This is a genomic window from Shewanella sp. SM55 (genome assembly GCF_025654025.1).
In the GTDB taxonomy this organism is placed as follows: Bacteria; Pseudomonadota; Gammaproteobacteria; order Enterobacterales; family Shewanellaceae; genus Shewanella; species Shewanella oncorhynchi.
The window spans coordinates 395,751-408,552 of sequence record NZ_JAKKRS010000003.1 but is presented as its reverse complement, the minus strand read 5'-3'; the positions used below and the strand labels follow the sequence as shown (position 1 = coordinate 408,552).

The 12,802-nt window shown below is 50.0% G+C and carries 9 protein-coding genes and 1 riboswitch; of the genes, 1 reads left to right on the top strand and 8 read right to left on the bottom strand.

Annotated elements, in window-relative coordinates; all coding sequences use genetic code 11:
• Positions 1-12: 12 nt before the first annotated feature.
• The 8 genes from cobO to L5L91_RS07055 all read right to left on the bottom strand — a co-directional run bounded on the left by cobO (position 13) and on the right by L5L91_RS07055 (position 8,496).
• Positions 13-636 (bottom strand): cob(I)yrinic acid a,c-diamide adenosyltransferase, encoded by a 624-nt coding sequence (gene cobO, locus L5L91_RS07090; protein ID WP_263235995.1) that lies wholly within the window; start codon positions 634-636, stop codon positions 13-15.
• 59 nt (positions 637-695) lie between these two features.
• On the bottom strand, positions 696-2,315 hold the full coding sequence (locus L5L91_RS07085) for a cobyric acid synthase (RefSeq protein WP_263235993.1): 1,620 nt from the start codon (positions 2,313-2,315) through the stop codon (positions 696-698).
• A gap of 105 nt (positions 2,316-2,420) precedes the next feature.
• The gene (gene cobU / locus L5L91_RS07080; protein ID WP_263235992.1) at positions 2,421-3,083 is read right to left on the bottom strand and encodes a bifunctional adenosylcobinamide kinase/adenosylcobinamide-phosphate guanylyltransferase; all 663 of its coding nucleotides are present in this window, start codon (positions 3,081-3,083) and stop codon (positions 2,421-2,423) included.
• A complete protein-coding gene (locus L5L91_RS07075) occupies positions 3,080-3,868 on the bottom strand; it encodes an adenosylcobinamide-GDP ribazoletransferase (RefSeq protein WP_028759425.1) in 789 nt (262 codons plus the stop codon). Before L5L91_RS07075 ends, cobU begins: the two co-directional genes overlap by 4 nt.
• A 106-nt stretch (positions 3,869-3,974) precedes the next feature.
• Positions 3,975-5,057: a nicotinate-nucleotide--dimethylbenzimidazole phosphoribosyltransferase gene (gene cobT, locus L5L91_RS07070; protein WP_263235991.1), complete on the bottom strand. Its 1,083-nt coding sequence runs from the start codon at positions 5,055-5,057 to the stop codon at positions 3,975-3,977.
• A 208-nt stretch (positions 5,058-5,265) separates the two neighbouring features.
• Entirely contained in the window at positions 5,266-6,396 is a 1,131-nt protein-coding gene (locus L5L91_RS07065; protein WP_219251136.1) for a FecCD family ABC transporter permease, read from the bottom strand.
• A complete protein-coding gene (locus L5L91_RS07060; protein WP_263235989.1) occupies positions 6,393-7,274 on the bottom strand; it encodes an ABC transporter ATP-binding protein in 882 nt (293 codons plus the stop codon). Before L5L91_RS07060 ends, L5L91_RS07065 begins: the two co-directional genes overlap by 4 nt.
• Before the next feature lie 98 nt (positions 7,275-7,372).
• A riboswitch (cobalamin riboswitch) is annotated at positions 7,373-7,549 on the bottom strand.
• 221 nt (positions 7,550-7,770) lie between these two features.
• Positions 7,771-8,496: a histidine phosphatase family protein gene (locus L5L91_RS07055; protein WP_263148779.1), complete on the bottom strand. Its 726-nt coding sequence runs from the start codon at positions 8,494-8,496 to the stop codon at positions 7,771-7,773.
• A gap of 276 nt (positions 8,497-8,772) precedes the next feature.
• Here L5L91_RS07055 and metH point away from each other — a divergent pair, with 276 nt between their 5' ends.
• The gene (metH, locus tag L5L91_RS07050; protein ID WP_263235988.1) at positions 8,773-12,507 is read left to right on the top strand and encodes a methionine synthase; all 3,735 of its coding nucleotides are present in this window, start codon (positions 8,773-8,775) and stop codon (positions 12,505-12,507) included.
• The last annotated feature ends 295 nt before the right edge of the window (positions 12,508-12,802 follow it).

Sequence of the window (12,802 nt, the reverse complement as noted above, 5' to 3'; positions counted from 1 at the left end):
TTTAAGGTTCAATTAGTAATCAAAACCTTGCTGTGCCTTGATACCCGCTTCAAAGGCATGTTTAATCGGTTGCACTTCGCTGACAGTATCAGCCAGCTCGATAATCGCGCGATGACAAGCGCGGCCAGTGATAATCACATGCTGCATCGGTGGGCGATTTTTAAGTGCGCTAAGCACGCGTTCCACATCCAGATAGTGATAGCTCACCATATAGGTGAGTTCATCGAGCATCACGCAATCTATGCTCTCATCTTGCAGCAGGGCTTCGGCGGCTTCCCAAGCGAGTACTGCGGCGGCGGTATCTTTTTCTTTATCTTGGGTTTCCCAGGTAAAACCTGTGCCCATTACATGAAACTCAACCCCTGCACCTTCGAGTAAATTACGCTCACCGCACTCCCAAGTGCCTTTGATAAATTGCACGACCGCGGCTTTTTTACCGTGACCGACGGCGCGGGCCACAGTGCCAAAACCTGAGGTCGATTTGCCTTTACCGTTACCGGTTAACACCAGCAGAATCCCCTTCTCCTCTTGGGCGGCGGCAATTTTAGCATCCACACCTGCTTTCACTTTTTGTTGGCGAGCCTTGTGGCGTTCGGCCTTGATTTGCGCTTGTTCGTTGTCGTTTTGTGCTGTCATGGTCTTCTCTTCACTCTGCTGCTAAAAATGTCTGCTTCTAAAACTTATGTTTCTAAAACTTATGTTTCTAAAATTGGCTGTAATTTTTGCATGTCTAAATGCTCAGCTAACACATCGGCTAAACGATCGAGCTGCTGCTCACGTATTTGATTGATATCTATCGCCTTAGCATCGTTTAATCCCGCCCAGCGTAAAATCAACTGACACGCATCCGGGCTATCAAACAGCCCATGTAAATAAGTGCCAAGGATTTGCCCATCATCACTTTGCAGGCCATCGGCAAAGCTCATAGATGTGGAATCAGGGATTAACTGCAAGGGCGCATTCGTTTGTTCAAGCCTAGGGATAAGATAGCTTGATTCACCGCAGTGGATTTCATAGCCCTTAACAGCAACCTTTTGCCCAAGTAACGTTAGCTCACCGCTCACTCGCCGTAACTGTTTTTCGGCTTTCAGTTCTGTGCTCAGCGGCAGGTAGCCAAGTCCTGCGGTATCACCCGCACTGTCTTCAATGCCTAAGGGATCGGCAATGCTTTGGCCTAACATTTGATAGCCGCCGCAAATGCCGAGCACTTTGCCGCCGTAACGCAGGTGTGTGGCGATATCTTTATCCCAGCCTTGCTGGCGTAAAAAGGCTAAATCGGCGCGCACATTCTTACTACCGGGTAAGATCAATACATCGGCAGCGGGCAAATGAGTCGCGTGACTCGCGGCTTGGGTTTGCAACGACACATAATCAAAATCAATATCGGGATGCAGCCGCAGCGGATCAAAATCCGTGTGATTACTGATCCTCGGGTACACTAATACCCGCACTTTTAAGCGGCTGTTAGCACCTTTAGTCGGCGAGCTTATCAGCGCATCTTCGGCATCGAGATGTAAATCATGCAGATAAGGCAACACGCCTAAAACAGGTTTTTGAGTATAAGCTTCAAGCCAATCGAGCCCTGATTGCAACAGGCTAATATCACCACGGAAACGGTTGATCACAAAGCCCTTTACCCGCGCCTGTTCGGATTCTGATAACAAGGCCAAGGTCCCGACCAAATGGGCAAATACGCCACCTTTATCGATATCGGCAATGATAATCACAGGGCAATCCACAGCTTCGGCAAATCCCATGTTGGCAATATCACCTTCACGCAGATTGATCTCCGCTGGACTACCCGCGCCTTCCACCACTATGGTTTGATACTGGGCCGTCAATCGCTCGAAGGATTCCAGCACAGCGCCAAGCGCCATTGCCTTATAATCCTTAGATTTAGGCCCAAAAAAGGCCGAGGCTTCGAGTGTTGTCAGGGCTTTGCCATGAACGATAATTTGCGCGCCCGTGTCCGAGCTTGGTTTAAGCAGTATGGGATTAAAATCGGTATGGGGCTCAAGATAACAGGCCACGGCTTGCAAGGCCTGTGCGCGGCCAATCTCGCCGCCATCAATAGTGACAGCGCTATTGAGCGCCATATTTTGCGGCTTAAAGGGCGCAACCTTAATCCCCTGACGAGCGAGCAAACGACAAATGCCTGCGACTAAGGTGCTCTTGCCCGCATCCGATGTAGTGCCCTGCACCATCAAGACTGCCGCGCGCCGAGGTGAATTAACCGCAAGCGTATTAACTACAGGTGTGTCAGCGGTATCGAGTGCATTAGCACAGGCTGTGTTGTCTGTGTTTGGAGAGGACATAGGTTTAAAAGGCTTATTCTAGTTTGCAGTCATTAACATAACAGCTCAGTCTAAAAATCACTTAAGTATGCAACTTAAGCTTAAAACGTGGACTGAGCCCAAAGTCTAAAGTGGTTTCAATGCTAAGGGTAAACCGGCGACCACTAAGGTGACATTGTCCGCTAAGGTCGCCACGGCTTGATTTAACCAGCCTGCTTCATCGACAAATTGTCGGCTCAACTCACCTAAGGGCACTATGCCAGAACCGACTTCGTTACTGATCAAAATCACCACTCCCTCAAGCTCGACGAGGGAATCCACAAAAGCGGTTTTCTCGGCCTGCCAACTCGCATGAGCTTTATCGTCAGAGGTTGAAGTGGCAGAGGTTGAAGTGGCAGAGGTTGAAACGGCAAAGGTGGAAGTGGCAAAGTCAGTCGCATTCCACTCAGTCGGCGCGGGTTCATCATCGATGTTAATGTTCGATGCAAGTAATTGATTCGTTAACCAAAGAGTTAAACAGTCTACTAAAATCACTCGCCCAGGTTTTGCTAACTGTTTTAACAGTGCAGTGAGGGCGAGCGACTCTTCAAACAATTGCCATTCGATACCATCGTCCGATCGTCCCGCTTGATGCTTGGCGATACGTGTCGCCATTTCATCATCTAGCGCCTGCGCCTGCGCCGTCGCCACATAGCATGCATCGAAGCCGAGCGCAGTGTACTGACGCACTAAGGCTTCGCCGTAGTGACTCTTACCGCTACGGGCGCCGCCTAGGACGAGATGGATCACAGTATGTTACCCACAACGAGCAATACAAAATAACACACAATTTCAGATATTTGCTGCGCCGCGCCTAAGGTATCACCCGTGTAACCGCCAATCTGGCGTCTAAAGATCACTATGATCAAACGGCGCAGTCCTATCATCACCAATAGCAATGACAATGCCGCTAACCCCTTGAGGAATAACAGCACTAATACGCCGCTGGCGATCAGGATAAGCAGCTCATTAATGCCTTGATGTTGCGATAGCGGCTTAGACTTACTGGTTTCGTCATCGCGGACATATTTTTCACTAAAGATGATACTGGCTGATACCACACGACTCACAGTGTGCGCGACGATAAGTGCTGAACCCGCCACGACAGGATCGTACAGAGCCAACTCGACTAGCAACTGCCATTTCAGCAGCAAGGCCAACATCAGCGCCAGTGCGCCATAACTGCCAAGGCGCGAGTCTTTCATGATCCGCAGCTTGTCTTCAGCCGTCCAACCCCCGCCAAAACCGTCGAAGGTATCGGCGAGGCCATCCTCATGGAATCCGCCCGTGAGCAAGACGCCAACCAACATAGCTAAAAGAACAGAAACGCCGGCGGGGAGCCAGTTCTGCGTCAGCCAAAACACTATGGCGCTTAACAAACCGACCAGAAGACCGACGAGACCGAAATAACGGCTGGCCTTATTCAACTTATCGCTATCGACTTCGACCCACTTAGGCATAGGAATGCGGGTAAAATAGCCCATGGCAACTAAAAATAAATCTATCTCTTTGTGCCAGCTTTCGCGTTCTGACATAAAGCATCCTTAGTGAATTCACACTTGCTGCAAGGTTTAAAATTAAAACGGTTGGCTAAAAAGCTATTATTTTAAATAAGTAAAATAAGCGACTTAGCAGAGCACATCATACAACAGCCTCAATCCCCGCATCACTAAAACTCGCCATTTGATTGTAAAAATTTACTGAGGCTTGAATAAGCGGCAACGCCAAGGCTGCACCCGTACCTTCGCCTAACCTTAGCCCTAGGGATAATAAAGGTTTAGCTTGCAAAAATTCTAACATTCGCAGATGACCTTGCTCATCGGATTGATGGGCAAAAATCAAATAATCACGCACATTGGGGGCGATTTGCACCGCGACTAATGCCGCCGCTGTCGCGATAAAACCGTCCACGACCACCAGCATTTTACGTTCAGTGGCAGCTAACATAGCTCCCGTCATCTGCACAATTTCAAAGCCTCCTAGGCAAGCTAACACTGACTTAGGTCCAGTTAAGGCGCTTTGATGCAGTAATAACGCGAGCTCAATCAGCATCAGTTTACGTTCTAAGGTTTCGCTATTAATGCCAGTACCACGGCCAACGCAATCAATCACATCCAGCTGCATAATCGCCGCCATAATAGCCGCAGCAGAGGAGGTATTGCCTATGCCCATTTCACCAAAGGCGACTAAGTTACAACCCGCTTGATGGTGACGTTCAATCAAATCGCGCGCCATAGCAAAGCCTTTATCGACGGTTTCCAGCGCCATCGCGGGTTCTAAATGAATCGCCCCTGTGCCCGCGCCAAGACGTTGATCGATAATGCCTTCAACCCCTTCAACTGGCGTTAACATACCGCAATCGATCACTTCGAGCTTAAAGCCCACCTGCCGACAAAAAACGTTAATCGCCGCGCCGCCATGGGCAAAGTTTTGCACCATTTGGTGAGTCACTTCGCTAGGGGCAATCGACACGCCTTCTGCGGCAATGCCATGATCCCCCGCAAACACTAACATGGTTGGACGGACTATTTTGAGCACATCCGTTTGTGGCTGCCCCGTTTGTTGCAAATCAGTCGCTTGCACGCGGGCAATCTGCAAGGCTAAGGATTCGAGCTGACCTAAGGCACCGGGCGGCTTAGTCTTAAGATCAATTTTCTGCAGAATCACCAGATCCTGCGCTTTACTCACAGGGCTTATTTGAAAAGACACGGCTGACTGAGACATCCACACTCCACTTTGTAATCTACATTAAATAACCACAACGCATCCCGCGTTTATGACGAACATGTCCAATTGTGCATTTCCAATCGCGGGTGGGATATCAACAGAAATACTGATTATCCCGTCAGTCTGCACTTACGACATGACTCTAGGATGACGACTTAACTCTGGGTTTACGTCCTGACTAGGTGCCTACGGCATGACCTTGTATTTACGGCATGACTCTACGCTTACGCAAAATCAGCAAAAAGAACATGCTACCTATGGCGGCCGTGATAATGCCCACAGGCAACTCTTGATTACCCAATAAACAGCGCGCTAATACATCAATCCACACCATAAATAATCCGCCCACCAACGCCGTTAATAAAATCGGCTGACGACCGGGGAACAGCATGCGTACTGTGTGGGGGATCATTAACCCGACAAAACCGATACCGCCACAGGTAGCCACCAAAATAGCGGTAATCAAGGAGCAGAGCAGCAACATATTGAGACGCAGCTTAGGCACATTCACCCCTAAGGTATGCGCCGTTTCATCCCCCGCCTGCAACGCCATGATCTGCCGTTTCATGCCTAAAATAATGAATAAACTCGCGCCAATCACCAGTGTCGGCAGTACTAACAAGGACCAACTGGCCTTAGCGAAACTGCCTAAACTCCAAAACAGCACAGAGGCTGTCGCCTGCGGACTGGCGAAATACAGCAGCAGACTCGTTAATGCGCCGAACATAAAGGAGGTCGCCACACCAGAGAGCAGCATGCGCTCCACTTGGCTATTGAGCCCTAAGCCTGACAAAGCAAGCACTATCAACACCGACAAACTCGCGCCAATAAAAGCGCCCAAGGGCAAGCTAAACCAAAGTAATCCAGACAAGGCACCCGAACCGCTAAAAAGCCCAGAATGTGCCGCCATGCCCGCATTATCAAAAAATCCAGAGCCAGTGAATAAGGTCAACATCACCACAGCGCCAAAGGACGCGCCAGAGCTAATGCCAAACAAATAGGGATCGGCGAGCGGATTGCGAGTCACGGTTTGCAACACACTGCCCGCCAGTGACAAACCCGCTCCCGCCACAAAAGCCAGTAAAATGCGCGGCAACCTGAGCTCCATCACAATGCGCTCAGTCATGCCATTGGCTTGAGTGAGGTTCGTCGCTTTATTGATAAATACTTGAATAACATCCGTAAAACTGATGTTCGCCGCACCAAAACTCGTCGCGGCAATAGGCGTTATCAAAGTGATGATACCTAATACGAGCAGCATCAGTTGTTGTCTCGTCAACGGTGTCACGATACGCCCCAAATATGAGATGAAATATTTTTTACTCCCCAGAGTCATCCGCCCTCGCCTCGCTCATTCAGGCCATGATCTACATGGTGATAACCATAAAAATAGCTGATTAAGGGCTTTTTATGTTGTGGATGGGGCGATACCTGAGCACACACGCCAAACACATCGCCAATTCGCGCCTCGGTTAATACTTCGGTTGGCGTCCCCATAGCGCTGACGTCCCCGTTATGGATCAACAGCAAACTGTCGCACAGGGCACTGGCTAAATTAAGATCATGAATAGAGGCAATCACGCTGATGCCAAGGCTACGCACCAATTCGAGGATTTGAATTTGATAGCGCACATCGAGGTGGTTCGTTGGCTCATCGAGGATTAAAAGCTGCGGCTGCTGCACTATGGCGCGGGCAATCAAGGCGCGTTGCTTTTCACCGCCAGATAAGTGCTCATATTGTTGGTGCATCTTATGGCTCAAGCCGACTTTCTCTAAAGCCTTAGCAATACGCTCAATATCACAGCTCGAATTGGTATCGAACATACCCTTGTGGGGCGTTAAGCCCATGCTGACTAATTGCTCTGTGGTGAGGTCAAAATAGTGCGGTGTATCCTGCTGTACTACGGCGACGCGACAGGCAAACGCCTTGGGCGACAAGCGCTCAATATCTTGATCAAAAAGGGTAATTTTGCCCTGAGTTGGGCGAACAAACCGATACAAACAGCGCAGCAAGCTAGACTTGCCCGCACCGTTAGGCCCAATCAGCCCCAGCATCTGCCCCGTTGGCAGCGTAAAGTTAATATCGGAAAGTATGGTTTTGCCATCGATACACCAGCTCAACTGGCTCACATTGAGCGCGACTGACGGGCTCAATGACGGGTTAGTGTCACTGTCATTCACGGGGCTATTAGTTTGGATTGCGGAAAGTTTCACCTAAGCGGCGCTCCTATCGAGTCCAAACCTGTATAAAAAAGGTTGTGCATATTGTCATCTGCTCCCTCGAGTCACCCGCTCGAGAACTAAGGCTGCACGCAGCGATAACAGAAATAGGCAGGTCTCCTGACTCGTAGGGAAGAAGATTCGAGATCTTTTTCACTACTCACAGTTGCGGGCACAGTTCGGGCTGACTGACGAGCAGTTCCCCGATTCCCTATTATGTTTGGGTTGATATGCTCTTTGTTAACAACGCCACTGTGAATTAAAACAACGGAGCGATTCGAACAAAGAGAGTCTATTCCCAACACCTATTTCTGCGACGTTATCACTCATTGCGCATGTAATACGCTATCTGGTTCAAACGTCAGGGAAAAGCATTATCCTACATCTATACCATTAGGCAATGCTGTTTAAATCAGAATATTTTCATGTCAGCTTATTCTCGCCAAACGATCACGCCTACATGATAGCGCCGAGATAGTGAAATAAGGCCTCAACACCTGCGCCCACTAGGCCAATCTAAACGCCAATAGCAGACACCCTGTTCATCTTGCAGCACATTAATGCTCACCACGGCCGCCACGGGTAAATCGAGTTGACTATAAAACCCCACCGCCCGTTCAACCCCTAGGGCACGCGCCATTAAGTGACGGATCACCCCGCCGTGGGTCACGACCCACACTTGAGTGGCTGGCATATTGTCAGCGGTTTCATTAACGGCACTGTTTTCATTACCCATTTTATGTGAGTCAAGGGTCAATCGTTCAAACTCGGCGGCGAGTATCTGGTCAATCGTCCCATTCACCCGCGACTCAAAACTTGCCATAGTTTCACCATTAGGCAGCGGAGTTTGCCAAGGGTTTTGCCAATACGCAGCTAAGCGTTCGCCCTCTTGTTGATACAGTTCATCGAGCCGACAACCGTCCCAATCACCAAAATCAATTTCCTGTAAACCCGACAAACACTGCGCCTGCAATGGCCTTGACTCAGATATCAGTGCCGCCGTCGAATGCAACTCGGCGGCAAAAGCGTGGGCAAAATCGGCGCAGCGGCGTGAAATCGAGCTATAAATCGCGCTACACACGCTGGCCTGTGACTCAACTGCTGCCGACATTTGTTGCCAACCCTTTTTACTCAAAGGCACATCCACACGACCCCGCAAAATAGCGCCGCCTTCACACTCACCGTGGCGTAACAATAACAACCGAACTTGTTTCATATATGCCTTTTTAGTTAGGGACTAGATGCTAGGAACTCAAGCCAAGTGCCTAAATTCTTGATTCTCGATTCTCGATTCTCGCTCCTAATGCCTTTGACTTTCATCTTGCCCTGACAATCATAAGTCGCGTATTATGGACGTCTATACGTTTAAATGTCCAAAGCAAATTTTTAAGAACAAGTATTCAAAAAATGTCGGCTGACGACAATAAAATGCACTTAGCATAACAATGGCCGATTTTTGGACTTAACTTAGCTGTATTTAAGGTAATTATTTATGACGATACCCTCAACCAAAGCCAGCCAAATATTAGCAGACATTCGCAAACAGCTTGCAGAGCGCATTCTGATCTTAGACGGTGCCATGGGCACTATGATCCAAGGCTACAAGCTGGAAGAAGAGGACTATCGCGGCGAACGCTTTAAAGATTGGCATACGGATGTCAAAGGTAACAACGACCTCTTGGTGTTGTCACAGCCTCACATCATCAAACAAATTCACACCGACTACTTAAACGCCGGTGCCGACATCATTGAAACCAACACCTTTAACGCCACCACCATCGCCATGGCAGACTACGACATGCAGTCGCTGTCCGCCGAAATTAACTTAGTCGGCGCGCGCCTCGCCCGTGAAGCCTGTGATGAAGCCTTTGCTGCCACAGGCATTCCACGCTACGTCGCCGGTGTGTTAGGCCCCACTAACCGTACGTGTTCGATTAGCCCTGATGTGAACGACCCAGGCTACCGCAACGTCAGCTTCGATGAGTTAGTGATTGCTTACAAAGAATCCACTAAGGCACTGATTGAAGGCGGCGCGGATATCATTATGGTCGAGACCATATTCGATACCTTAAACGCCAAAGCCGCGCTGTTTGCGATTGAATCGGTATTCGATGACTTATTCGGTCAGCATTCAAAAGACAGATTGCCAATCATGATTTCGGGCACCATTACCGATGCCTCTGGCCGCACACTGACTGGCCAAACGACCGAAGCCTTTTACAATTCCCTTCGTCATATCAAGCCCTTATCTATCGGTCTTAACTGTGCACTTGGGCCAAAAGAATTACGCCCCTATGTGGAAGAATTATCCCGCATCAGTGAGTGTTATGTGTCGGCGCATCCGAATGCAGGCCTGCCGAACGAGTTTGGCGGTTACGATGAAACCCCAGAAGACATGGCGAATGTGATCGAAGATTGGGCGCGCGAAGGCATGCTCAATATTATCGGCGGTTGTTGTGGTAGTACGCCTGAACATATCCGCGTGATCCGCGAAGCGGTCGACAGACATAACCCGCGCGTGTTGCCCGATATTCCCGTAGCTTGCCGCTTAGCCGGTTTGGAACCACTGACTATCGACGCCCAATCCCTGTTCGTTAACGTGGGTGAGCGCACCAACGTCACAGGCTCGGCTAAGTTTTTAAAGCTGATCAAAGAAGGCAAGTTTGAGCAAGCGCTCGATGTCGCCCGCGAGCAGGTTGAAAGCGGCGCGCAAATCATCGACATCAACATGGACGAAGGCATGCTCGATGGCGCCGAGATCATGCACAAGTTTTTAAACTTGATTGCCTCTGAACCCGACATCAGCCGCGTACCTATTATGATCGACTCCTCTAAATGGGAAGTGATTGAAGCTGGCCTCAAATGTATTCAAGGCAAGGGCATAGTTAACTCTATTTCCCTCAAAGAAGGCGAAGCCAAGTTTATCGAGCAAGCCACCTTAGTGAAACGCTACGGCGCGGCGGCCATTATCATGGCATTCGATGAGCAAGGTCAGGCCGACACTAAAGCGCGTAAAATCGAAATTTGTACCCGCGCCTATCGGGTGCTGGTCGATAAGGTCGGCTTTCCGCCCGAAGACATCATCTTCGACCCGAATATCTTTGCGATTGCCACGGGTATCGATGAACACGACAACTATGCCGTCGATTTTATTGATGCCATTAAAGCGATTAAAGCCACCCTGCCCCACGCGATGATTTCGGGCGGCGTGTCGAACGTGTCGTTCTCGTTCCGCGGTAACAACCCAGTGCGCGAGGCGATTCACGCGGTATTCCTGTACCACGCCATTAAAGTCGGCATGGACATGGGCATTGTCAACGCGGGCCAATTAGCCATTTACGACGATATCGATCCTGAGCTAAAAGTGCGGGTCGAAAACGTGGTGCTTAACTTGCCCTGCCCAATTGAAGGCTCAAGCAATACCGAGCAGTTACTTGAAATCGCAGAGAAATTCCGCGGTGATGGCGCGCAGGTGGGCAAGAAAGAAGATTTAGAATGGCGCAGCTGGCCGGTGAGCCAACGCTTATCCCATGCGCTAGTGAAAGGCATTACCGAATTTATCGATGAAGATACCGAAGCCGCTCGCCAAGAAGCGAAACGTCCGCTGGATGTGATTGAAGGCGCCTTGATGGACGGCATGAACGTAGTCGGCGACTTATTCGGCTCGGGCAAAATGTTCCTGCCGCAGGTGGTAAAATCGGCGCGGGTGATGAAAAAAGCCGTGGCTTACTTAAACCCCTATATCGAGCTAGAAAAGGTCGAAGGCCAATCTAATGGCAAGATTTTGATGGTGACAGTAAAAGGTGACGTGCACGATATCGGCAAGAATATCGTCGGCGTAGTGCTCGCCTGTAACGGTTTTGAGGTATTCGATTTAGGTGTGATGGTGTCGGTGGAGCGAATTCTCGACGCGGTGAAAGAACACAATATCGATATCATCGGCATGTCGGGCCTCATCACTCCGAGTCTGGACGAGATGGTGCATAACGTGAAAACCTTCCACCGTGAAGGCTTAACCATTCCGGCGATTATCGGCGGCGCCACTTGCTCTAAAATCCACACAGCGGTGAAAATTGCGCCCCATTATCCCCATGGTGCTATTTATATTGCCGATGCGTCCCGCGCCGTGCCTATGGTGAGTAAACTCATCAACAACGAGACTCGCCAAGCGACCATAGACGAAACCTATGCCGAATACGACGACATGCGCACTAAGCGCCTATCCCAAGCCAAGCGCAAAGAGATAGTCTCACTCGAAGCGGCCCGTGAAAACCGCTGCCAACACGATTGGGCCAATTACACCCCGTTCACGCCAAACGTGCTCGGTCGCCAAGTGTTTGATAATTATCCGTTAGAAGATTTAGTCGAGCGTATCGACTGGACACCGTTTTTCCGCTCGTGGGAATTGCACGGCCATTACCCTGAAATCCTTACCGATAAAGTCGTCGGCGTCGAGGCGCAAAAGCTGTTCGCCGATGGTCAGGCCATGCTCAAACAAATCATCGAAGAAAAGTGGCTCACGGCAAAAGCGGTTATCGGCTTATTCCCCGCCAATACCGTCAATTACGACGACATTGAGCTCTACACAGATGAGTCGCGTACCACAGTCGAAATGACTACACATCACCTGCGGATGCAGCTTGAACGTGTCGGCAACGACAACTTCTGCCTATCCGACTTTGTTGCGCCAAAAGACTCAGGCGTCGCCGATTACATGGGCGGCTTTGCGGTGACCACAGGCCACGGCATAGACGAACATGTGGCGCGTTTTGAAGCCAACCACGACGACTACAACGCCATCATGCTCAAATGCTTAGCCGACCGTTTGGCCGAAGCCTTTGCCGAGCGGATGCACGAACGCGTGCGTAAAGAATTTTGGGGTTATGCGGCCGATGAGCAGTTAAGCAACGAAGCCTTAATCCGTGAGAAATACAAAGGTATACGCCCCGCACCGGGTTACCCAGCTTGCCCCGATCACACAGAAAAAGGCTTGTTATGGGACTTGCTCAAGCCCGATGAAACCATCGACTTGAACATCACCGAAAGCTACGCCATGTTCCCCACAGCAGCAGTATCGGGCTGGTATTTCGCCCACCCGAAATCGCGCTACTTTGGCGTGAGTAACATAGGCCGCGATCAAGTGGAAGATTATGCCAAGCGTAAAGGGATGACTGTCGCAGAGACGGAGAAGTGGCTGGCGCCAGTGTTGGATTATGATCCCGAGTGATTGGGATCTGCAATCACCCGCAGGGCTTAAACTTTCAAACTTCGTTTGAATTAATCGTTAAAGTCGTGGGGCTTCACCCCACACCCGACCAAGGAGGACTGCTCGTCCTATCCTCCTTGGATTCTCCAAGACGCCCCTAGCGAAGTTACATGCATTGATTAGTGGCTTCGTGCTTATTCGAAAATAGCTAACGCTTCCGATGGGGCGTCCCTTCCCCCCGAAAGCTACGCAGACGTCCTGTCTGCGTCACGCTATTTTCTTCAACGCCCTTCAGCAACTTCGCAGGGGATCAGTG

Coding starts and splice junctions, on each gene's coding strand:
- L5L91_RS07075 (WP_028759425.1), bottom strand. CDS start 3,868: ATGTCAGAACGCGAAAGCTGGCACAAAGAGATAGATTTATTTTTAGTT.
- cobT (WP_263235991.1), bottom strand. CDS start 5,057: ATGTCTCAGTCAGCCGTGTCTTTTCAAATAAGCCCTGTGAGTAAAGCG.
- L5L91_RS07065 (WP_219251136.1), bottom strand. CDS start 6,396: ATGACTCTGGGGAGTAAAAAATATTTCATCTCATATTTGGGGCGTATC.
- L5L91_RS07085 (WP_263235993.1), bottom strand. CDS start 2,315: ATGTCCTCTCCAAACACAGACAACACAGCCTGTGCTAATGCACTCGAT.
- cobO (WP_263235995.1), bottom strand. CDS start 636: ATGACAGCACAAAACGACAACGAACAAGCGCAAATCAAGGCCGAACGC.
- L5L91_RS07055 (WP_263148779.1), bottom strand. CDS start 8,496: ATGAAACAAGTTCGGTTGTTATTGTTACGCCACGGTGAGTGTGAAGGC.
- metH (WP_263235988.1), top strand. CDS start 8,773: ATGACGATACCCTCAACCAAAGCCAGCCAAATATTAGCAGACATTCGC.